Source organism: Streptomyces sp. NPDC041968, from assembly GCF_055589025.1.
Genome location: NZ_JBVJCB010000001.1, coordinates 801,498 through 826,683, shown reverse-complemented (window position 1 = coordinate 826,683; position 25,186 = coordinate 801,498). Strand labels below are relative to the sequence as shown.

Below are 25,186 nucleotides of genomic sequence, written 5' to 3'. Positions count from 1 at the left end.
CGAGGGGAAGCGGGTCCGCCTTTCGCGTGTTACGCAAGAGACAATCCGTAGTAAGCAGTAACTGGTAACTGGAGGCACATCCCATGACCACCTTCGTGGACCGCGTCGAGCTGCACGTCGCCGCGGGTAACGGAGGCCACGGCTGTGCCTCCGTCCACCGTGAGAAGTTCAAGCCGCTCGGTGGCCCGGACGGCGGCAACGGCGGCCGTGGCGGCGACGTGATCCTCACCGTCGACCAGTCGGTGACCACGCTCCTCGAGTACCACCACTCCCCGCACCGCAAGGCCACCAACGGCAAGCCCGGCGAGGGCGGCAGCCGCTCCGGCAAGGACGGCCAGGACCTCGTCCTCCCCGTGCCCGACGGCACCGTGGTCCTCGACGCGGCGGGCAACGTGCTGGCCGACCTGGTCGGGCAGGGCACCTCGTACGTCGCCGCGCAGGGCGGCCGGGGCGGCCTCGGCAACGCGGCGCTCGCCTCCGCGCGGCGCAAGGCGCCCGGCTTCGCGCTCCTCGGCGTCCCCGGTGACGTCCTGGACATCCAGCTGGAGCTGAAGACCGTCGCCGACGTGGCGCTGGTCGGCTACCCGAGCGCCGGCAAGTCCTCGCTGATCTCCGTGCTGAGCGCGGCGAAGCCGAAGATCGCCGACTACCCCTTCACGACGCTCGTGCCGAACCTCGGCGTGGTGACGGCCGGCGCGACCGTCTACACCGTCGCCGACGTCCCCGGCCTGATCCCCGGCGCCAGCCAGGGCAAGGGCCTCGGCCTGGAGTTCCTGCGGCACGTGGAGCGGTGCAGCGTGCTGGTGCACGTCCTGGACACGGCGACGCTGGAGTCCGACCGCGACCCGGTCTCCGACCTGGACATCATCGAGGCGGAGCTGCGCGAGTACGGCGGGCTGGAGAACCGGCCCCGGATCGTCGTCCTCAACAAGATCGACGTGCCCGACGGCAAGGACCTCGCCGAGATGGTCCGGCCGGACCTGGAGGCGCGCGGCTACCGCGTCTTCGAGGTGTCGGCGGTGGCCCACATGGGCCTGAAGGAGCTGTCCTTCGCGCTGGCCGAGCTGGTGGCCGGGGCGCGCGCCGCCCGGCCCAAGGAGGAGGCGACCCGGATCGTCATCCGGCCCAAGGCCGTGGACGACGCCGGTTTCACCGTCACCCGCGAGGAGGACGGCCTGTTCCGGGTGCGCGGCGAGAAGCCCGAACGCTGGGTGCGCCAGACCGACTTCAGCAACGACGAGGCCGTCGGCTACCTCGCCGACCGGCTCAACCGCCTCGGTGTCGAGGACCGGCTGATGAAGGCGGGCGCCCGCAGCGGCGACGGCGTGGCCATCGGCCCCGAGGACAACGCGGTCGTCTTCGACTGGGAGCCGTCGGTGACGGCCGGCGCCGAGATGCTCGGCCGCCGCGGCGAGGACCACCGCTTCGAGGCACCCCGCCCGGCCGCCCAGCGCCGCCGGGACCGGGACGCCGAACGGGACGAGGCACAGCAGGAGTTCGACGGTTTCGAGCCGTTCTGACCCCACCGCGGCAGCACCGCGCACCGCCGCCCGTGGAACCGCGGTTCCACGGGCGGCATCTTGCTGTTCACAGGGTTACACGGGTGTGTCGGGGCCGTGATCTGCTCTACAACATCCATGTGTACGTTGTGAGAAGGATGTGGCCACCCATGCGTGGCCAGGGGCGGGGGGACGGCCCGACCAGCCGCTCCCGGGAGCAGAGAGAAGCCGCAAAGTGAAGATCGCATTCCTCGTTCGGGACCTGTGCCACATGGGGGGCGTGGTCAGCGCCACGCAGAATCTCGCGGGGGCGCTGGCCGAGCGGCACGACGTCGAGATCGTGGCGCTGCGCAAGGTGCGCGACGAGTCGTACTTCCCGCTGGACCCGCGGGTGAAGGTGCGGGCGCTCACCGACATGCGGCCGCACTCCCCGGTGTCCGACGTGGACAACCCGCTGTCCGACAAGTTCCCGCTGATCTACCCGCTCAACGACGGTGCGAAGACGCCGGTGGTGAGCCGGCTCGCGGAGCTGCGGCTGCTGGAGTACTTCGACACCACCGACGCCGACGTCGTCGTCAGCTCCAGCCCGCGCAACACGATCATGCTGGCGCAGGCGCCCGGTGACTACCTGAAGGTCACCCAGGAGCACTCGATGCCCGCCATCTACGCCACGGACATCAAACAGCGCCTCTTCCCTGCCTACCGGCACCTGCACGCCCTCACGGCGCTCACCCCGGAAGAGGTCGCCTCGCTCGCCCGGCAGGTGCCCGCGGTGCGCAACCGCCTGGCGGTGATGCCCAACTGCGTGCCCGCCTCCACGATCCGCTCCAGCGGCACCAACAAGGTGGTGGTCTCCGCCGGCCACCTGACCGACAACAAGAACCACGCCCTGCTGATCGAGGCCTTCGCCAAGGTCCACGCCGTCGCCCCGGAGTGGACCCTGCGCATCTACGGCCACGGCGCCGAGAAGAAGAAGCTGCGGGCCCGCATCGAGGAACTGGGGCTGTCCAACAGCATCCTGCTGATGGGCCAGACCTCGCCCGTCACCCCGGAGTTCGGCAAGGCCTCGATCTTCGTCCTGCCCTCCAAGCGGGAGGCGTTCGGCAACGTCCTCGTCGAGGCGATGGCCGCCGGACTGCCCGTCGTCGCCACGGACGCCGACCACGGGCCGCGCAACATCCTCACCCACGGCGAGGACGGGCTGATCGTCCCGCGCGGCGACGTGGAGGCGATGGCCGACGCGATCCGACGCCTGGTCCAGGACGACGAACTGCGCCTGAAGATGGCCGCCGCCGGCATCCGCAACGCCGAGCGCTTCCACGAGCGGGCCAGCCGGGAACGTTTCGAGGCCATCCTCGAGGAGGCCTTCGCCCGCAAGGAGCTGCCCCGCCACGCCACCGCCCGGGTGGACCGGCAGGGCTCGGTCCACGTCGCCGTGGGCACGCTGCCGCCGAGCGCCGGGCAGGCCGAGCTGGTCCTGCGCAGGGGGGGCGCCGGCGGCGGGGAGCACCGCTTCCCGTTCTCCGCCGAGGGCGACGCCGTCGTGCCCTGGGACGCCGGGGTGCCCCACGGCACCTGGGAGCTGGCCCTGGCCGCCCGCGGGGGTGAGCGCGAGGTGGCGCTGACCACCGACGGCTACGGGTGCGACACCCGGGACCTGCTCGCCGTGGAACTGCCGCGCACGCAGGGGCCGTCCCTCGCGCTGCTGCTGCCGCACCTGCACGAGGACGGCGGGCTGCGGCTGCGCAGCGCGCTGCGTGACGTCCACGCCGAGGTCGGTCCGGTCAGGGTCGACGAGCGGACCATCGCCGTACGTGCCGAACTGTGGGGCGCGCGGCCCGCCGCGGGCGCTGTGGTGGAGGCCGTGCACCGCCGGGACAAGGAGCGGGTGCTGACCTTCCCGCTGCGCGACGAGGGCGACGGCTGGGTGGCCGTGGACCTGGACTGCGCCACGCTGGTGCGCGAGCACGGCGAGGGCGACGAGCAGGAAGTCATCTGGGACCTGTCGCTGCGCACGGCGCCCGACGCGCCCCGGGTGCAGCTGGCCAAGCTGGGCACCGACGTGCTCGCGCCGATCGACGTGTTCACCTTCCCCCGTCCGGTGATCAGCGAACCGGTGGCCGCCCCGCCGACCGTGCTCACCCGCGCGGTGCGCAAGTCCCGCCGGGCGCTGGGCCAGACGCCCGTCCCGCTGCCGCCCACCCGCCGACGCACCGAGCTGCGGCCCTACTACACGGCCGCCTGCCAGCTCGCGGTGAAGACCGTGCGCCTCTGAGCAGCCGAAGGCGAAAGGGGGCGGGCCCGGAGGAACATGTTCCTCCGGGCCCGCCCCCTTTCGCCTTCACCGCAGCGGGTCAGCCCTCCCGGGCCTGCTCCAGCATCCGGTCCACGACCCGCGCGGACGCGTTGCCGTCGTCCAGGTCGCAGAACAGGTGGTGGAAGCGGTCGAACCGCTCCTGGTACTCCACCCGCACCTGATCGATGTCCCGGATCGCGTCGACCAGCTCCTTGGAGTTGTCGATCAGCGGGCCGGGGGAGTCCTGCTCGAAGTCGAAGTAGAACCCGCGCAGCGTGTCCCGGTAGTGCTCCAGGTCGTACGTGAAGAACAGCATCGGCCGCTTGAGGTGCGCGTAGTCGAACATCACCGACGAGTAGTCCGTGATCATGATGTCCGCCGCGAGGTACAGGTCGGCGATGTCCGGGTACTCCGAGGCGTCCCACACGAAGCCGTTGCCCGCGCCCGGTACCGCGTCCACCACGTTGGAGTGGCGGCGGATCAGCAGCACGTGGTCGTCGCCCAGGCGACGCTGGGCGTCCTCGAGGTCGATGCGCAGGTCGAACAGGTACTGCCCGGCGCTGTGCGACTGGTCGTCACGCCAGGTCGGCGCGTACAGGACGACCTTCTTGCCCTCGGGAAGGCCGAGCCTCTCCTTCACCCGCGCCGCGATCGCGTCCCGGTCGGGCGAGTACAGGTAGTCGTTGCGGGGGTAGCCCGCCTCCTGGATCTCACCGTCGTAGGAGAACGCCCGCTTCAGGATCGGCGTGCTGAAGCGGTTGGAGGACACCAGCAGGCTCCACTGCTTGGCCTCCAGCGCCAGCTTCTCCTGGTAGCGCCGGTCGAAGTGGAGCGTGTCGATGTCGTGCCCGATCTTCTTCAGCATCGTTCCGTGCCAGGTCTGCACGATCGACTGGCCGGGGCGGCGCACGATCCAGTCGGGAAGATGGCCGTTGGTGACGATGTAGCGGCTGGAGGCCAGCGCCTCGTACCACTCCTTGCCCCACATCCGGACCGTCTCGATCCCGTCCGGCAGGTTGACCTGGCCGTCACGGACCGCCCACAGGTGCTTCAGGTCCGCGCCGCGCCGCACCAGCTCCTCGTACATCGCACGCGGGCTGTCGGAGAACTGCTTGCCGTTGTAGCTCAGGTAGAAGACCTGGTCCTTGAGCGGCTGCTGGAACAGCGGCTCGTACACCGTCCGGCGCAGCTCCTTCTGGCGGTACGGGCCGCGCTCCAGGTCGCTCAGCTCGGAGCGGGCGTTGAGCTGCGGGAAGTCGCCCCAGCGGTTCTCCAGCCAGTAGCGGCGGCCGCCGAGTTCGGCCTGGACCGGGAACGAGTCGGCGGCCAGCCGGTCGGTGACGAAGGGCACGTCGGGCACGCCCTCCTCGTCGGGACGCAGGAAGAGGTTCCAGCGGCCTGCACGCAGCGGGACGTCGCCCGCGCCGCCGAGGCGGGAGGGGTCGAAGGACACCTCGAAGCGCCCGCCGTCGAGCCACCGGGTCTCGACGAAGCGCTCCTCGTAGCGGTTGCGCGGCTTGAGCAGGAAGCGGGAACCGGACAGCCGCGGGTCGGCATGGCCGGTGAGGGCGATCCTGCCGTCGCGCACCGTGGCGGTGTCGATCACCGCGCGGCGGGTGCGGCCGGAGAACTTCAGGAACCCGGTGTGGCCCGCCACCACGGCCAGCTCCACCAGGTGCGACTGGGTGCCGAGGGAGGACGGCAGCGCGAACTCCGCGTCGGCCAGACCCTCCTGCATCACGGTGCCGAAGCGGCGCTCCGTGCCCGTCGGGCCGGTCGCGACCAGCACCGTGGACCAGGTCCGCTTCTCCGGCTGCGCCTTCTCGTCGACGCCCTCGTGGAAGACCAGCGCCACGTCCGCGACCGGCACCTCGACCGAGAAGGCCTGCCCGGAGCCCGCGCGGTCCACGGTGACGGGGTACTCGAGGGTCTCGGCGCCCTTCTGGTTCTTGACGCGCAGGACCACCTGCTCGTCCGCCGCGAGGGGCTCGCGGATCTCACCGGTGACCTTGATCAGGTCACCCTCCAGGGAGCGGCCGGTGATCAGGGCGCGGACCTTCTCGATCCGCAGCTTCAGCGCGCCGCGCTCCACGGCGGGCAGCATCCGGAAGTCCGGGCTCAGCCACTGGTACGGCGGGAAGTTGCAGGCCGCGCCGCCGCTGGAGTGGACCGCGTGGCGTCGCACCAGACCGGAGGCGAAGATGCCCAGGCCCACGTGCCACACGGCCTCCTGCCACTCACCGCCCTTGCGGAACCGGGCGGGGTCGATGGTGACCTCCCAGCCGGCCCAGTCGTAGTTGTAGCGGTCCTGGCCGGAGTCGGTGGTGACCTCGGGGCGCGGCAGGTTGCGGGCCGGCAGCAGGATGCGGCGGCGGGAGCGGTCCTTGCGCAGCTGGAGGACCTTGACCGAGGCCTTGCGGGTCGGCAGGTCGATCTTGTCGATCCACGCGTTGCCGGACAGCACGAGTTTGCCGCCGACCCAGCTCACCTCCTGCAGCGGCGCCCGCATGTTCAGGTGCTGGTCGATGCGGAGCGCCTCCTTGGGCAGGTGCAGGTCGGCACCTTCTAGGGAGGGCCAGGAGGCGTACTTGCGGACCAGGCCGCTGACCTCGGGGGTCTCCCGGCGGCGCTGGCCGGCCAGCAGGGCGATCAGCTCCTCCGTCTGGTGCTTGCGCACCAGCAGCCACTGCACGCGCAGCTCGGCCGGGAGGTCCATGACGAGCTTGGGGTCGATGCTGTCGAGGAAGCGGTTCGCCGAGCGCAGGAACTCGGCCCGGTACTCCTCGTCGCCGTCCGGCACCACGTTGAGGAAGAGCCGCAGGTCGTCGCGGAGGACACGGGTGTCGTACTCGCGCTTGAGGCGGGCGTAGGTCTCGCCGGGCTGCTCGGCGAGGAAGGCGCTGATCTCCATCACGGAGGTCACCCGGTCGCGCACGCCCGCCGGGTCGGTGCGCCGCTGGGTGATCGACGGGGCGGACTCGCCCTCGCGCAGGCGCCAGTAGTAGCAGGGCTCCGAGATGACGTCGACGCTCTCGGCCAGGTAGTGGGCCCGCATGGTGACCGGGGTGTCCTCGTACAGCCGGCCCTCGGGGAAGGCGAAGCCGTTCTTCTCCCAGAAGGTGCGGCGGAAGACCTTGTTGCAGGCGATGCGGTCGGCGACCAGCTTGGCGTACCGCGATATGTGGGTGCCCACCCGGGCCTCGCCGGCCAGCATCCGCATCAGCGGCACCTGCCAGGACTTCTCGCCCTTGAGGTGGAAGACGTTGCCGGTGGCGAAGTCGGAGCCGCTCTCGTCGAGGCTGCCGACCATGAGCCGGTAGGCGTCCGGCGGTATCAGGTCGTCGCTGTCGACGAAGGTCAGGAACTCGGACTCGGGCGCAAGGTGGGCCATGCCCGTGTTGCGGGCGGCGCCGAGGCCGCCGTTCTCCTTGCGTATGAGCTTGAAGCGGGGGTCGCGGGAGGCGTACTCCTCGGCGATGGCGGCGGAGCCGTCGGGTGAACCGTCGTCCACCATCAGGACCTCGAAGTCACGGAAGGTCTGTGCCGCGAGCGAGTCCAGACAGGCGGGGAGGTAACGCTCCACGTCGTAGATGGGGACGATGACACTGAGCCGAGGGGCCATGGCTTGGTGATCTCCTTTCGGGGTCAGGCCCGCTCGACCAGTTCGAGAGCCTGGGCGGGGGTCGGGGCGTGGGGGCGTTCGTCGAACGGGACGAAGGGCAGCGTGGTCTCGTCACCGAGGAAGACGCGTCGCACGACGCGTTCGGCTGCGTGTCCGTCGTCGAATTCGCAGAAACGCCGGCGGAAGGCGTCCCGGCGCTCGGTCGTCTCCCGGCTGTCGTGGTCACCCGAGGCGAGCAGCCGCAGCAGCTCCGTCTGCGAGGTGGCCACCGCGCCGGGCGGTTCCTGGAGGAGGTCGAAGTAGGTGCCGCGCACGGCCGAGTAGACGTCCCAGTCGGGGACGTAGCTGATGATCGGGCGGTCCAGCACGGCGTAGTCGAACATCGCCGAGGAGTAGTCCGTGATCAGGGCGTCCGCGGCGAGGTACAGCTCCTCCACCTTGGCGTGCCCGGACACGTCGACGATCCGGCCGGTGCGGCGCAGCTCGGCGGTGTGCGGGGAGTTGCCGTAGAAGTAGTGACCGCGCACCAGCAGGGTCACGTCCGGGCCCAGTTCGTCGGCGAACCGGCCCAGGTCCAGCGGCGGGGTGAAGCCGGGCTGGTACTCGCGGTGCGTCGGCATGTACAGGAAGGCCCGGGAGCCGTCGGCCAGCCCGAGCGCCGCGCGTGCCGCGCGCACGTCCTCGGACGTGGCGTTCACCAGGACGTCGTTGCGCGGGTAGCCGGTCTCCAGCGTGGTGTACGAGCAGGGGTAGACCCGCTCCCAGATCACGGAGGAGAACCGGTTGGAGCTGACGCTGTAGTCCCAGCGGTCGCACCGCTCCAGGAGCTTCTCGAAGTCCATGTCGGTGGAGGCCGGGTACTTCTGCTGGTCCAGGCCCATGGTCTTCAGCGGGGTGCCGTGGTGGGTCTGCACGTGGATCTGGCCCTCGCGCTTGACCACGGAGTCGGCGAAGTTCACGTTGTTCACGAGGTACTTGGCGCGGGCGAGCGCCGCCCAGTACTCGCGCGAGCCCACGCGCACGACCCGCACGCCCTTGGGCACCTGGGCCGCGTTCTCCGCGCGGACCGCCCACACGCGGCGCATGTGCGGGGCCTGCCGGGCGAGTTCGGCGTCGATGGCGGCGGGGTTGCAGGAGACGCTGCGGCTCCAGTAGGCGGAGAACAGCACCAGGTTCTCGTCCAGCGGCAGTCTGAGCTGCGACTGGTAGAAGGCGCCCATCGCGCTGCGCTTGGAGCGGTTGAGCGCGGTGCGGGTGCGGGTCCTGACCCGCTGGCGGAGCTTCACCGCCGCGAGCGCGCTCACCATGGTGGTGTACGCGTCCCGCTCCAGCATCCCGTACTTGTGGCCGCGGCCACCGCCCGGCCGGGTGAAGCCCTTGGGCACCCGGGCGCGGTAGTCGGCGGCGGCACGGTGGAAGAACTCGGCCCGCGCGTTCTGCGGCAGGCGGCCCGGGCGCTCCAGGACGGTCAGGTAGTGGTCGACCATCTTGCGGAACAACGGGCCGCGCCACCGGGCGAGTTCCTCGTGCGCGTCGAGGAAGTCGAAGACGCGGCGGTACTGGTCGAAGACGTCGAAGTGCTTGCGGCTCACCGTCTTGAGGATGTTGCCGCCCTCGCGGCGCTGCCGGTAGCGCACGCAGACGCGGTCCAGCACGGCGATCCGCTCGGCGCTGATCAGCGAGCAGAACGTCCAGGGGGCGTCCTCGTAGTACCCGGGCGGGAAGGTGAGCCCGGTGCGGGTGATGAAGTCCCGCCGGTAGGCCTTGTTCCAGACGATCTGGAGCAGGTCGAGCAGTTCGGGCCGCTCGGCGAGGGAGAAGACGTCCGGTCCCTCCTCCTTGAGCAGCTCGGCCCGGAGGTTCGGGCGCACCCTGCCGTCCCAGTAGGTGCGGGTGTAGTCGAAGACGAGGATCTCGGGATGGTCCGTGGCCTCGAGCCGGTCGCGAATGGCCGACAACGCGCCGTCGGACAACGTGTCGTCACTGTCCAGGAACAACACGTAATCGCCCGTGGCCTTTTCCAGCCCGGCGTTGCGCGCGCGACCCAGACCCACGTTTTCCGTGAGGTGAATCACATGAATCCGGGAGTCGCGTTTCGCGTACTCGTCGAGAATGGCCCCAGACTCGTCCGGCGAACAGTCGTCGACCGCGATGATCTCGAAGTCCGTGCAGTCCTGTCCGAGTACGGAGTCGAGGCACTCGGGCAGATAGCCCTGCACCTTGTACACGGGGACGACGAGAGAGAGTTTGGGCATCCTTACAACCTGTTCCGAGAACTGACCAGGGGACCGCGAGCCGGGGCCGGGGCCGGAACACGTTCCCGGCGCCGTTGGGGCCTGGAGCGCGCCGCCGCATCAGCGTAAAGGATTCACGCGAAGTTTCCGCTGGCACGGTAGTCGGACAGTCCGTGCCCGGCCACCACGGGAATTGCCCGGTGACGGGCGCCGGAAACGATCGCTTCACAGCGGCTGGAGAACTTCCTCACATTCGGCCCCCCTGTCCTCTTTATTGACTTCCGTCGGCTTCCGTCCCTTGTGCCCGACTCGATTTTCGGAGGCGCACGGACGAGTCTGCATCCAGGGACGAAGACCTGGGAGGCATGAGGATGAGCTGGCTGGTCACGGGTGGCGCCGGGTACATCGGCGCGCATGTGGTGCGCGCTCTGGTCGACGGCGGTGAACGCGTGGCCGTCTACGACGACCTGTCCACCGGCAGCGCGGACCGGGTGCCCGAAGGGGTGCCGCTGGTGGTCGGCAGCGTGCTCGACCACGCCGCCCTGGAAGGCGCGTTTCGTGACCATGCTGTGACAGGCGTGGTGCACATCGCGGCCAAGAAGCAGGTGGGTGAGTCGGTGGAGCGGCCGCTCCACTACTACCGGGAGAACGTGACGGGTCTGCAGACCCTCCTGGAGGCCATGACGTCGACCGGCGTCGACCGCCTCGTCTTCTCCTCCTCCGCCGCCGTCTACGGCATGCCCGACGTGGACCTCGTCACGGAGGACACCCCCTGCCTGCCGATGAGCCCCTACGGCGAGACCAAACTGATCGGTGAGTGGCTGATCGGCGCCGCCGCCCGGGCGCACGGCATCCGCGCGGCGTCGCTGCGCTACTTCAACGTCGCGGGCGCCGCCGCCCCCGAGCTGTCCGACTCCGGCGTCTTCAACCTCATCCCCATGGTCTTCGAGCGACTGGAGGCGGGCGAGGCCCCGCGCGTCTTCGGCGACGACTACGCCACGCCCGACGGCACCTGCGTGCGGGACTACATCCACGTACGGGACATCGCCGCCGCCCACCTGGCGGCGGCCCGGCGCCTCGGGGACGCCCCGGAGGGCACCTCGCTCGTCCTGAACATCGGCCGGGGCGAGGGCAGTTCGGTCCGGGAGATGGTGGACCGCATCCTCAAGGTCACCGGCCGGGAGGACCTCGCCCCGCGGGTGACCGAACGCCGCCCCGGCGACCCGGCCCGCGTCGTCGCCTCCGCCGACCGTGCCCACGCGGAACTCGGCTGGTCGGCGCGGCACGGCCTGGACGACATGATCGACTCGGCCTGGCAGGGCTGGTGCCACCGGCGCGGCTGACGTGTGCCGACGGCAGCCGCCGGACCCTGCCGGCGGCGTGCTGAACGTCGGCCGGTCGTCTCCCACCCGGATGCGCGGCCCCGGGTCCGGTGACCCGCGACGGCCGCGATGACGCACGACGACTCGCCCCGCCCCGTTCGCGGGGCGGGCAAGTCGCCGTAGGGCTCCGTCCGCGGGCGGGTGTCAGGGGCGGCGGCCCCGCGGGTCCGGTGCGACGGACGTGGAGAGGGCTCCGGCGTGCCGCCGCGGGGCGGGGAGCGGCAGCTCCGCGGACGTCCGCTCCGCCCTCCGCGCCCGGTGCTCCCCGGCCGTCGCGCACAGCGCCCGTACGGCCCCGGCGAAGCGCTCCTGGGGCGGCGGCTCGGCCGGCCCCAGCAGCCTCAGGGCCAACTCGGCCCGTGCCCCGGCCAGTTCGTCCAGCTCCGGATGCCGGACCGCCTCCAGCAGCGCCGGCACCCCGGACGCGTCCGGTGCCAGCACGGTCGCCGCCGCCACCGTAGGGAACGACTTGCGGAACACGTCCTCGGCCAGCCCGCTGGTGTTGGCCACGGCGTACGGCTTGCCGCTCGCGAGGAAGTCGCTGATCACGCTGGACACGTCGCTGATCAGCAGATCGGCCTGGTTGAAGCAGACGTACAGCGGCGGCCGGGCGTCCGTGACGACCTGGTGCTCCCACGCCGGCAGCGAGGCCCGGTAGGCCTCCTCCCAGGCGGCCGTCGCCCGCGCCACCGCCCCCGCCCACCCCGGCTCCGGCGCCGACCCGCGCAGCATCCGCTCCGCCTGGTCGGCGGCCGACCGGAAGCCGGCCGCGACGAGCCCGTCCAGCTCCGCCGTCCGCCGGGTCAGCTCGGCCGCCGCCGACGCGTCCGGCCGGGGCCCGCCCCGCTCCCGGCCGGCCGCCCGCACCAGCTCCCGGATGCGCAGATCGGCGGCGCGCGCCCGCGGATCGACCGACCCCGTCAGCGGATGCGGCTTGTACAGCAGTCGCACCCCCGGGTCCGCGAGCAGCGCCCGTACGAGGTTCTCGCCGGCCTCGACGACCGACGTGTTGCCGGGGTTGCCGTCCCAGCCCTCCCAGGTCGGCGCGTACAGGACCGTCGTGTACGCGCCGGGCGCGGGCGGCCCCGCGTACGGCGCCACGGCGTCCAGCTGCGGGCGGCCGATCTCCACCACGTCCTTGTCCTCCACACCGACCTCCGCCAGCGCGTACCGCTCGCGCGCCGCCGGGCCGGCCACCCACACCTCGTCGTACGCCTTCGCGTACGGGTTGCACGAGGACAGCTTGTCGCTCTCCCCGTGGTTGACGAAGGCGTGCTTGATCGTGGGGATGCGCAGGACCTGCGAGGTCTTCCCGGAGTTGGAGGGGTGCAGCAGGACCCGGAGCGTGGAGTGCTCCAGGCGCATCAGCGTGGACACCCGGGGCAGGCACACGACCGGGATGTCGGTCGCCGCGATCCGCTGCACCATGTGCCGTTCCCGCAGCACGATCAGCGGACGCCCGTCCAGCCGGGCCAGCGGCTCCAGCCACATGTTCGCCTGGTACGCGGAGGAGGCCCCGCCCGAGAAGTACAGGCCGACGCTGGGCCGGTACGCCGCGAGCCACGCCTCGAACCAGTCGAGCACCTCCTGCTCGCCCGCCGGCCGGCGCCCCGGCAGCAACCGCAGCAGCAGCGCGCCCAGCCCCGCCAGCGCCGCCGTCAGGGACAGCGCGAGACCGGCCGCGCCGTAGACCGGGGCATCGGTGGCCGTCGTGGCGAGCAGCCCGGCCGTCGCGGGCAGCCCGAAGGCCGCCAGGCGGTGCCCGGGACGGCGCAGCAGCAGCGGGGGAGTCGGCGTCAGGCGCAGCGCGGAGGTGTCGATGTTCCGGGTGACCACGGGCAGCGTGCGGGTGCGCCGGACCAGGACCGACACCGCCTGGATCGCCCAGTGCAGCCCGTAGAAGGCGAGCAGACCGGCGACCAGCGGGGCGTACACCGTCTCCCGGTGCTGCTCGCCGAGTCGCAGCAGTCCCACCACGAGCAGCAGGTCCCGCAGCACGTGCCGCACCGTGACGTCCGCGTGCGACTTGGCGAACAGGGACACCATGCCCCGCTGCCACCGGTACAGCACGCCCTCGGCGGCCAGGGAAGCGACGGTCGCGGCGAGGAGCAGGGGCACGTGCGGCAGCAGCGCGCCCACGGCCTGCGCCACGAAGGCGGCCGCCGGCACGCACAGGACGAGCCCCTTCACCACGGTCCGCCGCCCGGGCAGGCCGAAGCGGAGGCCGCGGGCCAGGCGGAGACCGCGGGGCACGCGGGGGCCGCGGGGCGGGCGGGGGAGACGGCGGCGGGGCAGGGATAGGGGCACTGCGGTCGCTCCAGGCTCGTCGCACATCGGACGACCGGGTTAACGCCCGGTGGCCGTCCGACGACACGCGCGTGTTGACCGCCCCCTCGACGCGGCGGATCCCGCACCGGGCGTCCACGGCCTGAACCGTGGTGCGGCGCGCGTCGCCCTTCGCGTAGATTGCCTGGCGAGCGCAGGGATCGGCGCGCGTCGACGGGAGAGGCGGACGGGGCCGTGGCAGGGGCAAGGCAGGCCGTGGGCGAGGCCCGCAGGATCGTCGTCAAGGTCGGCTCCTCCTCGCTGACCACCGCGGCGGGCGGCCTGGACGCCGACCGGGTCGACGCGCTCGTCGACGTCCTCGCCAAGGTGCGCGGGGGAGGGGACCGGGAGATCGTCCTCGTCTCCTCCGGCGCCATCGCCGCCGGCCTCGCCCCCCTGGGCCTGCGCCGCCGCCCGAGGGACCTGGCCCGCCAGCAGGCCGCCGCCAGCGTCGGCCAGGGACTCCTGGTCGCCCGCTACACCGCCTCCTTCGCCCGCTACGGCGTACGCGTCGGCCAGGTGTTGCTGACCAGCGACGACATGAGCCGCCGCGCCCACCACCGCAACGCCTCCCGCACCCTCGACAAACTGCTGGCGATGGGCGCCTTCCCGATCGTCAACGAGAACGACACCGTCGCCACCGACGAGATCCGCTTCGGCGACAACGACCGGCTCGCCGCCCTCGTCGCCCACCTGGTCCGCGCCGACCTGCTGGTGCTGCTGTCCGACGTGGACGGCGTGTACGACGGCGACCCGAGCAGGCCGGGCACCGCGCGGATCGCCGAGGTGCGCGCGCCGGCCGACCTCGCGGACGTCGAGATCGGCAGCACGGGCAAGGCCGGCGTGGGCACCGGCGGCATGGTCACCAAGGTCGAGGCGGCCCGCATCGCCGCCGCCGCCGGCATCCCCGTGGTGCTGACCAGCGCGGTGCACGCGGCCGACGCCCTGGTCGGCGGTGACACCGGCACCTGGTTCCACGCCACCGGCAAGCGCTCCGCCGACCGGCTGCTGTGGCTCCAGCACGCCTCCACCCCGCAGGGGGCACTCGTCCTGGACGACGGTGCGGTGCGCGCGGTCGTCGAGGGCCGCAAGTCGCTGCTGCCGGCCGGGATCGCCGCCGTCGAGGGCGAGTTCACCGCCGGGGACCCCGTCGAGCTGCGCGACGACGCGGGGCACGCGGTGGCCCGCGGGCTCGTCAACTTCGACGCCAGGGAGATGCCCCGCCTGATCGGCCGCTCCACCCGCGAACTGGCGCGCGAACTCGGTCCGGCGTACGAACGTGAGGTCGTACACAGGGACGACCTGGTGATCCTGCATCCGTAATGGGTCGAAACGTCCCCGAATCGACGGTGGACGTTCCGCAAAACCGCCCCGCGATCCTGCCCGGCCTGCTCAACTTTCCTCAGGGACAAGCCCGGCCGACTACCGGGCCGAGCGGTGTGCGTGAAGGAGGCCGTCGTGAGCGGAGTGCGCCCTGGGACGGCGGCGTCCCGCGGTGGTACGGGGTACCGCGGTGGCACCGGCTCCCGCGGTGGGAACACGGCCTCCCGCGGCGGCACCGGCGCCCGCGGGAGCCGCGGCGGACCCCGCGCGGCCGGCGAGGAGCGCCCGCTGACCAGCGTCGCGGCCGGCGACCGGCACCGGGGCGAGGAGCCCGAGCACACCCCGCGCCTGTGGCACGTCACCCTCAGCGTCTCCGGCGCCCGCGCCCCGCTCACCGAGGTGCGCCGCGCCCTGGAGCAGCTCGCCCACGACCACCCCTTCCTGCTGACCAGCCGGTACGCCGACGACCACGCGGAGATCCGGTACTGGGAGGAGGCCCGCGACCTGCACGACGCGGCCGCGGTCGCCCTGCGCCTGTGGGGCGAGCACCGGCAGACCGCGGGACTGCCGCCCTGGGAGATCGTCGGCCTGGAGGTCATCGACCGGGCCACCTACCACCAGCGCATCGCCGCCGGGTACGGACCCGCCCCGGCCACCCCGGTCGGGGTGCACCCCTTTTGACGCCGTCCGGGGCATGTCTCGGGGTTTGGGACAGCCGGTGAACGCCCCTGCCCGGCGCACTACGCTTCCCCCATGACCACGCTCTCGCCGTACGACTCGATGTCCCCGGTCACCCGGGCCGCCTACCGGGCCAAGGCCGCCGCGGCCGACCTCGCGCCGCTGCCGCGGGCCGCCAAGGACGACGCGCTGCTCGCCGTCGCGGACGCGCTGGAGGTCCGTACGAGCGAGATCGTCGAGGCCAACGCCCAGGACGTGGCCAAGGCCCGCGCCGCCGGGACCAGCGAGGCCCTCATCGACCGGCTGACCCTGACCCCGGAGCGGGTCCGCGCCATCGCCTCCGACGTGCGCGACGTCGCCGCGCTGCCCGACCCGGTCGGCGAGGTCGTGCGCGGCTCCACCCTCCCCAACGGCATCGACCTGCGCCAGGTCCGGGTGCCGCTCGGCGTGGTCGGCATCATCTACGAGGGCCGGCCCAACGTGACGGTCGACGCCGCCGCCCTGTGCCTGAAGTCCGGCAACGCCGTCCTGCTGCGCGGCTCCTCCTCGGCCTACCGGTCCAACACGGCCCTCGTGAGGGTGCTCCGCGACGCCGTGGGCGGAGCCGGACTGCCCGCCGACGCCGTGCAGCTCGTGCCCGGCGAGAGCCGTGACAGCGTGCGCGAGCTGATGCGGGCCCGCGGCCTGGTCGACGTGCTCATCCCGCGCGGCGGCGCCTCGCTGATCAACACGGTCGTCCAGGAGTCCACCGTCCCGGTCATCGAGACCGGCACCGGCAACTGTCACGTCTACGTCGACGCCCAGGCCGACCTCGACATGGCCGTCGACATCCTGATCAACTCCAAGGCGCAGCGCGTCGGCGTCTGCAACGCGGCCGAGACCCTCCTGGTCCACCAGGACATCGCCGCCGACTTCCTCCCCCGCGCGCTGGACGCCCTCGCCGAGGCCGGCGTCACCGTGCACGCCGACGAACGCGTGCTGGCCCACGCCAAGGACTCCAAGGCGACCGTCGTGGAGGCCACGCCGGAGGACTGGGAGACGGAGTACCTGTCGTACGACATCGCCGCGGCGGTCGTCGACTCCCTCGACCGGGCCGTGGAGCACATCCGGCTGTGGACCTCCGGTCACACCGAGGCCATCGTGACGACCTCCCAGCAGGCAGCCCGCCGCTTCACCCAGCTGGTCGATTCCACCACCGTCGCGGTGAACACCTCCACCCGCTTCACCGACGGCGGCCAGTTCGGCTTCGGGGCCGAGATCGGCATCTCCACGCAGAAGCTGCACGCGCGGGGGCCGATGGGGCTGCCGGAACTGACCAGCACCAAGTACATCGTCACCGGTGACGGGCACGTACGGCGCTGAGCGGGCCCCCGCCCCAGCGACGGGGGCTGCCGCGCCGAGGCGCACGCCGGGGCACGGATGACCGGCGCACGCCGTCGGTGACGTCCTTGCCCCGATCGGGGCATCTCACCCACCGGATGAATTTCCCCGCGGTCTGCCCAAAACGACCCCCCCGGTCTACTCTGGTCCCGTGCCGGAGGACGTGGGGGGTAGGCCGTTCCCTGACGGCTGGGAGCCCGACGACGATCACGACCGCGGGGTGTCGGACGAAGAGTTCGCCTCCGTGGTCTTCGACGAGGACTTCGTACGGGCGGCCGTGGTGCACGAGCCGACCGCCGTCGAACGCCTCCTGGCCGCCGCCGAGGCCCGGGCCGAGGCCACCGAGGCGGAGGCGGCCCGCCGCGGCCGCAGCAGAGCCGAACGCTACGACGACGGGTACGGCGATTTCGGCCACGACCCCGACCTCGACGACCCGGACGACGACCGGGACCTCCTCGACCGCCCCTACGGCGCTCCTCCCGCCTCCGGGAAGCAGGTCCGCTGGCACCGGCCGGTGGCCTGGATGCTCGCCCTGGTGATGGGGGTCGGCATGGTCGCGCTGGCCTTCGCGGCCGTCTACCGGGGCGCGTCCTCCGGGGGCGGCACGCAGCAGGTGCCCCCACCCGCCTCCACCGGCCCCGAGCAGGGCGGCACCGCGACGCCCTCGGCCTCCGCCGACTACTCGCAGCCGGCCGTCTCGGTCATTCCGCGCAGCCCCTGACCCACCGCCCGGGGGACGGGGAACCTGTCCCGTCTTGACCCGTGCCGACGCGTTTACCGGGCGTCCCGGCGACCCACCCTGAAGGTATGGCAGGGCTTGGCGACCCGCCCGGAGGGACGCCCGAGGGCTCCCCCGGAGGCGGAGAGGACGAGTACCGATCCGTCGTCTTCGACGAGTCGTTCGTCCGCGCTGCCCGCCTCCAGGAGTTCTCCGCGCAGGAGCGCATCGCCGACCACACGCCCGCCGTGCGCCGCCGTACGCCGCTGCGCCGGGCCGGCCTCTCCCGGCAGGCGCTGATCCTCGTCGTGCTGATCGCCGTGGCCTTCGGCACCGCCCTCTACATGGGCGTACGGCACCCCTACCAGAGCCCCGGCGACCAGCGGTCCACCGAGCCGGTGCGGATGACCGTCGTCCCGCTCGCCCCCCAGGGACCGGTGCCGGGCGCGCGGGACCCCGTCCACCTGTACGAGCACAGCCCCGCCGCGCACTTCCGGTCCGCCGCCGAGGGCGTCCCGCTGCCCGGCGCCCGGCGCACCGCGCACTTCTCGGACGACCAGGTGCTCAACGCTCTGACCACCGCCAAGAACTACATCGTCCGCTCGGCGCTCGACCCGGACGTGCTCGCTCGCGGGGAGGTCCGTTCCGTGCGGGTGCTGCTGGACCCGGCCCAGCTCGACCAGTTCGACGAGAGCTTCGAGCGGCCCGCCGCGGACGGCCGGCACGCGCCCACCGGCTGGCTGGTGCGCTTCGACCCGGGGCGCGCCCGGCTCACCGACGCCGAGATCAGGGTGAAGGGCAGCATGCGGATCGCGGAGACGGAGGCGTCCACGCTGGAGGTCACCGCCGACCACACGATGGTCTACCCCCTGCGGCCCGCCGGCGACGACCGGGCCGAGGCGTCGCTGTTCACCGTCCGGCGCGAGCTGCAGTTCCGCTTCGACCGGGAGGACCTGCGCCTGCACCAGACGCAGCTCGTCGCCTCCTACGTCCAGGCCGGCCCGCTGTCCTGCGCCGAGGACTCGGCGAACCACCTCCGGCCGCTGCTCGCCGGCCAGAGCGTCAGGACCAGCGCCCCGGCGGGCACCGATCCCTACACCACCGACAACGCCACGGCCCTGTGCGGCACCCTCGCGGCCGGCGCGCAGCCGAAGGTCTGAGGGGCCGGAAGGGGGTGTGAGCCGCCCTCTCAGGCGCCGTCGCGGGGCGGGCGGTCGTCCGGGCGGCCGTCCGCCCCGCCGGCCCCCTCCGGACCCTCGGACGGGCGGTCGGCGTCCTGGGGCGGCCTCGGCCGGGAGGCCGTGAAGCCGCCGAAGCCGCGCCGCACCCGGTCCCCGAGGTCACCGGCACCGCCGGCGATGTCGCCCACCAGCTTCATCAGGGGGTCCTTGGAGTCGCGCACGTCCGAGGCGTAGCTGGACGCCGACTGGCGGAAGGAGTCCCGGACCGAGGTGTCCTTGTCCTCCTCGCGCCGCGCGTAGTGGCCGTCCATGATCCGCTGGTGGTCACGGGACTCGGCCCACTTCTTCAGCTCGGCGGCCCGCACCGTGGTGAAGGGGTGGGAACGGGGCAGCACGTTCAGGATCTTCAGCACGGAGTCGCGCAGGTCGCCCCCGGCCTCGTACTCGTCGGCCTGCTCCAGGAACGCGTCCACGTTCATCTCGTGCAGGTGGTTGCCGCCCGCGATCTTCATCAGGCCCCGCATGGAGGCCTGCAGGTCCTGACCGACCAGCAGGCCCGCGCGGTCGGCGGACAGCTCCGACTTGCGGAACCACTCGCGCAGCCCGGTCACGATGGCCATGATCGCCAGGTTTCCCAGCGGGATCCAGGCGACGCGGACCGCGAGGGAGGTCAGGAAGAGCAGGACGGTCCGGTAGACCGAGTGCCCGGACAGCGCGTGCCCGACCTCGTGCCCGACGACCGCCCGCATCTCCTCCTCGTCCAGCAGCTCGACGAGACCCGTGGTGACGACGATGACCGGCTCGTCCAGACCGATGCACATCGCGTTCGGCGTCGGGTCCTGGTTGACGTACATCGGGGGGACCTTCTCCAGGTCCAGGATGTAGCAGGCGTCGCGCAGCATGACGTTCAGATGGGCGAACTGCCGTTCCGAGACCCGGACCGAGTCGGACAGGAACAGCAGCCTCAGGCTCCGCTCGGGCAGCAGCCCGCTGAGCGCCTTGAAGACCGTGTCGAAGCCGCTCAGCTTGCGCAGCGCCACCAGGGCGCTGCGGTCGGCGGGGTGCTCGTACGCGCGCGAGGAGATTCCGGGGAAGCGCCTGCGCTGCCTGCTCGGCACGTGCTCGTGCCCGTTGTGCTGGTGGCCGTCGGACATGTCATCCCCCATGTGCGTGTGTGCGGCCCGTGCTGCTGGCCGGCCCTTTACGAACCCTTGTGCGACCTTTTGTGCCCCCGGAGCCGAGCCCACCTTAGGCGGAGATACCGTGGACGGGCAGTGCAACGAAGGAGTCCACGTCATGGCGCACACCCCCCACACCGACTGGCTCGCCACGGCGGCGACCGCGGCCGAACAGCAAGGGCCGGGGAATCTGCTCCGGGTGGTGCTGATCGTGATGGTGGTGGGCTGCGTGCTGACCGCGTGGTTCCTGCTGCGGGGGTACAAGCGGAAGGACGACTGAGGGGATCCGAAGGTTCCCCGGACCTCCCCGACCGGTCCCCAACGGCGGAGTCGGCGTGATCGCCCGTGAGACGCCCGCATACGATGAGCCGACGTCTTTATTCCGCCCACACCGGATAGGTCCTGCCGAAGATGAGCTTCCACAGCACCGCTGCCCAGATCGTCACCCTCGCCTCCGAGGGCGGCGAGGAGCACGGCGGCAACCACCAGAGTCTCAGCCCTTACGTCACCGGCATCGGCGCGTTCGTCATCCTGATGCTGCTGCTGTGGATCACCACCCGGTTCAACCGCGACCGCTGAGCACGGCAGCGGGTCCGGGGACCGTGGGCCCGGCAGGAGCCCTCAGGCCGGGCCGGTAGGGTCTGCACGCATGGGAGAGCAGGACATGCCTACCGGTCCGGCGCACGACACGGCGCACGCTCCGGCGCGTGGCACGCAGAACCGCGCGGCGCCCGCACGGGCCACCGGCCCGGGCAACGGCCCGTCGCCGTCGGGCAAGCGACGCCTCGGCGTCATGGGCGGCACCTTCGACCCGATCCACCACGGACACCTCGTGGCGGCCAGTGAGGTCGCCGCGCAGTTCCACCTCGACGAGGTGGTGTTCGTGCCCACCGGGCAGCCCTGGCAGAAGAGCCACCGCACGGTCTCCGCGGCCGAGGACCGCTACCTGATGACCGTCGTCGCCACCGTCGAGAACCCCCAGTTCTCGGTCAGCCGCATCGACATCGACCGCGGCGGCCCCACCTACACCGTGGACACCCTGCGCGACCTGGCCGCCCTCAACACGGACGCGGACCTGTTCTTCATCACCGGCGCCGACGCCCTCGCCCAGATCCTCACCTGGCGCGACAGCGAGGAGCTGTTCTCCCTGGCACACTTCATCGGCGTCACCCGGCCCGGCCACACGCTCACGGACGCCGGGCTTCCCAAGGGCGGAGTCTCGCTCGTCGAGGTCCCCGCCCTCGCCATCTCCTCCACGGACTGCCGTGCGAGAGTCGCCAAGGGCGATCCCGTCTGGTACCTGGTGCCGGACGGCGTGGTGCGCTATATCGACAAGCGCCAGCTGTACCGCGGCGAGTGAGCCGAGAGGGGCACCGGTGAACGACGGATACGACGCGGGGTACGGCGGCGACCAGTACGAACTCGTCGGCTACGACGAGTACGGCCGGCCGGTGTACCGCCAGGCCCAGGCGCAGGACCAGGTCCAGGGCGGCCCCGGCGGACAGCAGCCGTACGACCCGTACGCGCAGCAGCAGGCCGGTCAGTACGGTCACCAGCAGGGGCAGTACGGGCAGCAGGGCTACGGCTACGACCCGTACGCCCAGCAGCCCGCCCAGCAGCCGTACGACCCCTACGGCACCCAGGGCGGCTGGGACACCGGGCAGCAGCCCCCCGTCCCCGGCCACGGCGCCTACGACGGCTACGCCACCGGCCCGCAGGAGCAGCCCGCCCACGACCCGTACGGCCGCACCGCCACCAGCGGCCCGCAGCCCCGCGTCGCCGAGCAGACCGCCCACATCCCGCAGCAGGCCGGCCCGCGCGAGGGACCGGAGGGGGACGCCCTCGCCGAGGCCGCCGGGCCCGACCGGGAGTACCGGACCGAGCAGTTCGCCTTCGTCGAGGAGCCCACCGACGACTCCGAGGACGTCATCGACTGGATGAAGTTCACGGAGAACCGCACCGAGCGCCGTGAGGAGGCCCGGCGGCGCGCACGCGCGCGGGTCGTCGCCCTGGTCGTCGTCCTGGCGCTGGTCGCGGTCGGCGGCGTCGGCTACCTCTGGTACGCCGGGAAGCTGCCCGGCGCGTCCTCCTCGGAGGACCGGACGGGCGGTACGACGGCCGCCGGCGCCCAGAAGCGCGACGTGATCGCCGTCCACCTGCACGACACCAAGGGCGGCGGCACCTCCACCGCGCTGCTCGTCGACAACACCACGACCAAGCAGGGCACCGCCGTCCTGGTGCCCAACGCGCTCGCCCTGACCGGCGACGACGGCACCACCACCACGCTCGCCAAGTCCGTCGACGACGACGGTCCCGACGCGACCCGGACCGCGCTCGACTCGGCCCTCGGCACCGACATCGGCGGCACCTGGCGCCTGGACACTCCGTACCTCCAGATCCTCGTCGACCTGGTCGGCAACATCGAGGTCGACACCGACACCGACGTCCCCGACCCGGCGGCCAAGGACAAGGGCGCCGCCCCGCTCGTCCACCAGGGCGAGAACCAGACCCTCAGCGGCAAGGCGGCCGTCGCCTACGCCACCCACCGCGGCTCCGGCGAGCGGGCCGACGCCCAGCTCCAGCGGTTCGGCCAGGTCATGCAGGGGGTGCTGCGCAAGCTCTCCTCCGACCCGCAGGCCGCGACGACCACCATCCAGACGCTCGGGCTGATCCTCGACCCGCCGCTGACCGACCAGGACCTCGGCGCCTTCCTCGCCGGGCTCTCCGACCTGGCCAAGGGCGGCGACTTCAAGACCGCGCTGCTGCCCGTGGGGGGCGACGGCAGGCTCAGCGCCGAGGCGAGCGACAGCATCGTCAAGGACGTCCTCGGCGGCACCGCCAAGAGCCCCGACAAGGACGCGGCCGTCAGCGTCTCCGTCCGCAACGCCACCGGCGTCGAGGACCGCACCGGCAAGGCCCGCGTCGTCCTCCTGAACGGCGGCTTCACCTTCCTGGAGGGCGGCACCGCCTCCGGCACCGAGGCCACGTCGAAGGTGGTCTACGCGCAGGCCGCCGACAAGGAGAACGCCGTCCAGGTCGCCCAGACCCTGGGCCTGCCCACCGGCTCCGTCACCCAGGGCGAGGTCTCCGCGAACGCGAGGGTCTCGGTCGTCCTCGGGCAGGACTACGAACCGGCGTCCTAGCGGGCGGCGCGGTCGCCACGTCGGCCACCGTCGGCGGTCGTGAGACCCTTGAGGTCAACCGACCGCCGACCCGAAAGCCAGGCAGTGACCGCGACCGACCGCTCCATCGAACTCATCAACGCCGCCGCCCAGGCGGCAGCCGACAAGCTCGCCCACGACGTCATCGCCTACGACGTCAGCGATGTGCTGTCGATCACGGACGCCTTCCTCCTGGCCTCCGCCCCCAACGACCGCCAGGTCAAGTCGATCGTCGACGAGATCGAGGAGCGGCTCAACAAGCAGCTCGGCGCCAAGCCGGTGCGCCGCGAGGGCGACCGCGAGGCCCGCTGGGTCCTGCTCGACTACGTCGACATCGTCGTCCACGTCCAGCACAGCGAGGAGCGCGTCTTCTACGCCCTGGAGCGGCTCTGGAAGGACTGCCCCGAGCTGGAGCTGCCCGCCGACGCCAAGGAGACCCGCGGCAAGGCGGCGGAGCACGCCGAGCACAAGGCCGCCGAGGAGGCGACCGACACCGACGGGGACTGGCGATGAGCGCCACCGGAGAGGTGACCGCCGGCCGGCCCGGCAAGGGCCGGCGCATCATCCTGTGGCGGCACGGCCAGACCTCGTGGAACGTGGAGCGCCGCTTCCAGGGCACCACGGACGTCGAGCTCACCGAGACCGGCGTCGCCCAGGCCCGCCGTGCCGCCCGGCTGCTCGTCGGCCTGCGCCCCGACGCGATCATCGCCTCCGACCTCAAGCGGGCCGCGCACACCGCGGCCGAACTCGCCGCCCTCACCGGCCTGGACGTGACCCTGGAGGAGGGCCTGCGGGAGACCTACGCGGGCGTCTGGCAGGGGCTGACCCACGAGGAGATCATCGCCCGGCACGGCGAGCAGTACGCGGCGTGGAAGCGCGGCGAGCCGGTCCGCCGCGGCGGTGGCGAGCTGGAGACCGAGGTCGCCGACCGCGCCGCGCCCGTGGTGCTCCGCCACGCGGAGAAGCTCACCGAGGACGGCACCCTCGTCGTGGTCAGCCACGGCGGCACGATCCGCACCACCATCGGCCGCCTGCTCGGCCTGGAACCGCACAGCTGGGAGAGCCTCGGCGGGCTGACCAACTGCTGCTGGTCCGTCCTCGGCGAGGGCGCCCGGGGCTGGCGCCTGCTGGAGCACAACGCCGGCACGCTGCCGGAACCGGTGCTCGGCGACGACGACTGAGCCGCCGCGGGCGAGGTCCGGGTACCCGGATTTCACTTTCCGGCAGGTCGCAGGCTAAAGTTCTTCTTGTTCGCCCCGCCGAGCGGAGCGAAGGACCACACGGCCGAGCCGGGTGGCAGCAAGGGGCTATAGCTCAGTTGGTAGAGCGCCTGCATGGCATGCAGGAGGTCAGGAGTTCAATTCTCCTTAGCTCCACAGCCCACGGACGAATCCCGTCCCCCTCGGGGGGCGGGATTTTTCGTTTCGAGCCCAGCTGAGCACCAGGCGTCCCGCAGGCGTATACCCCTCCGGGACTCCGTGTCCGGACCGGTACTGAGGCGTCGCTGACCGTATTGGCCCGGTCGTGGCAGAATCAAACGGCCGGAAGGGACCGCGGCCCGACGGGAGGGAGTGGCGATGCCTGCGAGCATCCTCGAGGAGGTCGGTCATCTCCTCGGCGGAGCGGTGACACGGAACACGATCACCCGTCTCAGCTGCCCTTCCTGCGGTTCCGGACACGTGGCCCAAGTCCTCGGCGACAACGGCGGGATCTCTTACGTGTGCACGGCCTGCGGCCACAGCTGGAGCTGATCGATGGGTGCACACAGGCGGAAGTGCGACTGGTGCGGCAGCGGCACCCCGATCGTGCGGGACATGGAGCCGGTGAATCCGGACTACCAGTACTGGTGCGAGGAGTGCGCGCGGGCGCTGATCATAAAAGGCGACCCGATCGAGACGTACCGCGAACTCGAGGGCGAGCCGATCTACGGCCGGCTCCTGGAGGAGCACTGCACACTCAAGCGGTTCTACTCGTTCGTGACGGCCTAGCCGCACGCACCCGGTGCGGAGCATCCGTCACCAAATCGGACAGAACGGAAACGATTTGGTGTTGGGCCCGGTGGACCGTGTAATGTTGGCGTCGCCGCCGGGGAGACCGGGCGGAGGAAGAAGCAAGGGGCTATAGCTCAGTTGGTAGAGCGCCTGCATGGCATGCAGGAGGTCAGGAGTTCAATTCTCCTTAGCTCCACAGGGAAACCCCCCGGATCATG

19 protein-coding genes and 2 tRNA genes are annotated in these 25,186 nt (G+C 72.0%); 17 read left to right on the top strand and 4 right to left on the bottom strand.

All coding sequences use genetic code 11. The annotated features are described in order from the left end of the window. Nucleotides 1-83: 83 nt before the first annotated feature. Nucleotides 84-1,520: a GTPase ObgE gene (obgE, locus tag ACZ6EG_RS03745; protein ID WP_391967988.1), complete on the top strand. Its 1,437-nt coding sequence runs from the start codon at nucleotides 84-86 to the stop codon at nucleotides 1,518-1,520. A 214-nt stretch (nucleotides 1,521-1,734) separates the two neighbouring features. Then, a complete protein-coding gene (locus ACZ6EG_RS03740) occupies nucleotides 1,735-3,774 on the top strand; it encodes a glycosyltransferase family 4 protein (protein WP_469601218.1) in 2,040 nt (679 codons plus the stop codon). A 79-nt stretch (nucleotides 3,775-3,853) separates the two neighbouring features. On the opposite strand, the gene ACZ6EG_RS03735 is transcribed toward ACZ6EG_RS03740, so the two are convergent. Then, nucleotides 3,854-7,417 (bottom strand): bifunctional glycosyltransferase/CDP-glycerol:glycerophosphate glycerophosphotransferase, encoded by a 3,564-nt coding sequence (locus ACZ6EG_RS03735; RefSeq protein ID WP_391967986.1) that lies wholly within the window; start codon nucleotides 7,415-7,417, stop codon nucleotides 3,854-3,856. Between the two features lie 23 nt (nucleotides 7,418-7,440). Next, nucleotides 7,441-9,672 carry a bifunctional glycosyltransferase/CDP-glycerol:glycerophosphate glycerophosphotransferase gene (locus ACZ6EG_RS03730; protein WP_391967985.1) on the bottom strand — a complete coding sequence of 744 codons (2,232 nt, stop codon included), beginning with the start codon at nucleotides 9,670-9,672 and terminating at the stop codon, nucleotides 7,441-7,443. Nucleotides 9,673-10,022: 350 nt separating this feature from the next. Here ACZ6EG_RS03730 and galE point away from each other — a divergent pair, with 350 nt between their 5' ends. Then, entirely contained in the window at nucleotides 10,023-10,994 is a 972-nt protein-coding gene (galE, locus tag ACZ6EG_RS03725; protein ID WP_469601213.1) for a UDP-glucose 4-epimerase GalE, read from the top strand. Between the two features lie 183 nt (nucleotides 10,995-11,177). Here galE and ACZ6EG_RS03720 read toward each other — a convergent pair whose 3' ends face one another. Continuing rightward, nucleotides 11,178-13,367, bottom strand: coding sequence for a hypothetical protein (locus ACZ6EG_RS03720; protein ID WP_469601211.1), 2,190 nt, complete (start codon nucleotides 13,365-13,367; stop codon nucleotides 11,178-11,180). A 186-nt stretch (nucleotides 13,368-13,553) separates the two neighbouring features. Between ACZ6EG_RS03720 and proB the strand changes: the two genes are divergently transcribed. The 5 genes from proB to ACZ6EG_RS03695 all read left to right on the top strand — a co-directional run bounded on the left by proB (nucleotide 13,554) and on the right by ACZ6EG_RS03695 (nucleotide 18,617). Beyond that, nucleotides 13,554-14,681: a glutamate 5-kinase gene (proB, locus tag ACZ6EG_RS03715; protein WP_391967982.1), complete on the top strand. Its 1,128-nt coding sequence runs from the start codon at nucleotides 13,554-13,556 to the stop codon at nucleotides 14,679-14,681. A 135-nt stretch (nucleotides 14,682-14,816) separates the two neighbouring features. Next, nucleotides 14,817-15,362 carry a hypothetical protein gene (locus tag ACZ6EG_RS03710; RefSeq protein ID WP_356603344.1) on the top strand — a complete coding sequence of 182 codons (546 nt, stop codon included), beginning with the start codon at nucleotides 14,817-14,819 and terminating at the stop codon, nucleotides 15,360-15,362. Between the two features lie 72 nt (nucleotides 15,363-15,434). After that, the gene (locus tag ACZ6EG_RS03705) at nucleotides 15,435-16,721 is read left to right on the top strand and encodes a glutamate-5-semialdehyde dehydrogenase (RefSeq protein WP_391967981.1); all 1,287 of its coding nucleotides are present in this window, start codon (nucleotides 15,435-15,437) and stop codon (nucleotides 16,719-16,721) included. 169 nt (nucleotides 16,722-16,890) lie between these two features. Then, entirely contained in the window at nucleotides 16,891-17,460 is a 570-nt protein-coding gene (locus tag ACZ6EG_RS03700) for an SCO2584 family spore wall biosynthesis protein (protein ID WP_391967980.1), read from the top strand. Between the two features lie 86 nt (nucleotides 17,461-17,546). Further along, on the top strand, nucleotides 17,547-18,617 hold the full coding sequence (locus tag ACZ6EG_RS03695; RefSeq protein ID WP_391967979.1) for an SCO2583 family membrane protein: 1,071 nt from the start codon (nucleotides 17,547-17,549) through the stop codon (nucleotides 18,615-18,617). Nucleotides 18,618-18,646: 29 nt separating this feature from the next. Here the strand turns inward: ACZ6EG_RS03695 and ACZ6EG_RS03690 are convergent, their stop codons facing one another. Then, entirely contained in the window at nucleotides 18,647-19,792 is a 1,146-nt protein-coding gene (locus ACZ6EG_RS03690; protein WP_391967978.1) for a M48 family metallopeptidase, read from the bottom strand. Between the two features lie 142 nt (nucleotides 19,793-19,934). Between ACZ6EG_RS03690 and ACZ6EG_RS03685 the strand changes: the two genes are divergently transcribed. The 9 genes from ACZ6EG_RS03685 to ACZ6EG_RS03645 all read left to right on the top strand — a co-directional run bounded on the left by ACZ6EG_RS03685 (nucleotide 19,935) and on the right by ACZ6EG_RS03645 (nucleotide 25,164). After that, nucleotides 19,935-20,096 carry a hypothetical protein gene (locus ACZ6EG_RS03685; protein ID WP_384688464.1) on the top strand — a complete coding sequence of 54 codons (162 nt, stop codon included), beginning with the start codon at nucleotides 19,935-19,937 and terminating at the stop codon, nucleotides 20,094-20,096. A 131-nt stretch (nucleotides 20,097-20,227) separates the two neighbouring features. Continuing rightward, entirely contained in the window at nucleotides 20,228-20,395 is a 168-nt protein-coding gene (locus ACZ6EG_RS03680; protein ID WP_356603334.1) for a hypothetical protein, read from the top strand. A 70-nt stretch (nucleotides 20,396-20,465) separates the two neighbouring features. Beyond that, nucleotides 20,466-21,176: a nicotinate-nucleotide adenylyltransferase gene (nadD, locus tag ACZ6EG_RS03675; protein WP_356603332.1), complete on the top strand. Its 711-nt coding sequence runs from the start codon at nucleotides 20,466-20,468 to the stop codon at nucleotides 21,174-21,176. Between the two features lie 16 nt (nucleotides 21,177-21,192). Continuing rightward, complete coding sequence (locus tag ACZ6EG_RS03670) at nucleotides 21,193-22,959, top strand: LCP family protein (protein ID WP_391967976.1); 1,767 nt, start codon at nucleotides 21,193-21,195, stop codon at nucleotides 22,957-22,959. A gap of 84 nt (nucleotides 22,960-23,043) precedes the next feature. Further along, nucleotides 23,044-23,490, top strand: coding sequence for a ribosome silencing factor (gene rsfS / locus ACZ6EG_RS03665; protein ID WP_391967975.1), 447 nt, complete (start codon nucleotides 23,044-23,046; stop codon nucleotides 23,488-23,490). Next, on the top strand, nucleotides 23,487-24,158 hold the full coding sequence (locus tag ACZ6EG_RS03660; protein ID WP_391967974.1) for a histidine phosphatase family protein: 672 nt from the start codon (nucleotides 23,487-23,489) through the stop codon (nucleotides 24,156-24,158). Before rsfS ends, ACZ6EG_RS03660 begins: the two co-directional genes overlap by 4 nt. 122 nt (nucleotides 24,159-24,280) lie before the next feature. Continuing rightward, nucleotides 24,281-24,353: transfer RNA gene (locus ACZ6EG_RS03655), tRNA-Ala, on the top strand. Nucleotides 24,354-24,791: 438 nt separating this feature from the next. Beyond that, entirely contained in the window at nucleotides 24,792-24,965 is a 174-nt protein-coding gene (locus ACZ6EG_RS03650) for a hypothetical protein (RefSeq protein WP_004001335.1), read from the top strand. A 126-nt stretch (nucleotides 24,966-25,091) separates the two neighbouring features. Next, a tRNA-Ala gene (locus ACZ6EG_RS03645) sits at nucleotides 25,092-25,164 on the top strand. Nucleotides 25,165-25,186: the final 22 nt, after the last annotated feature.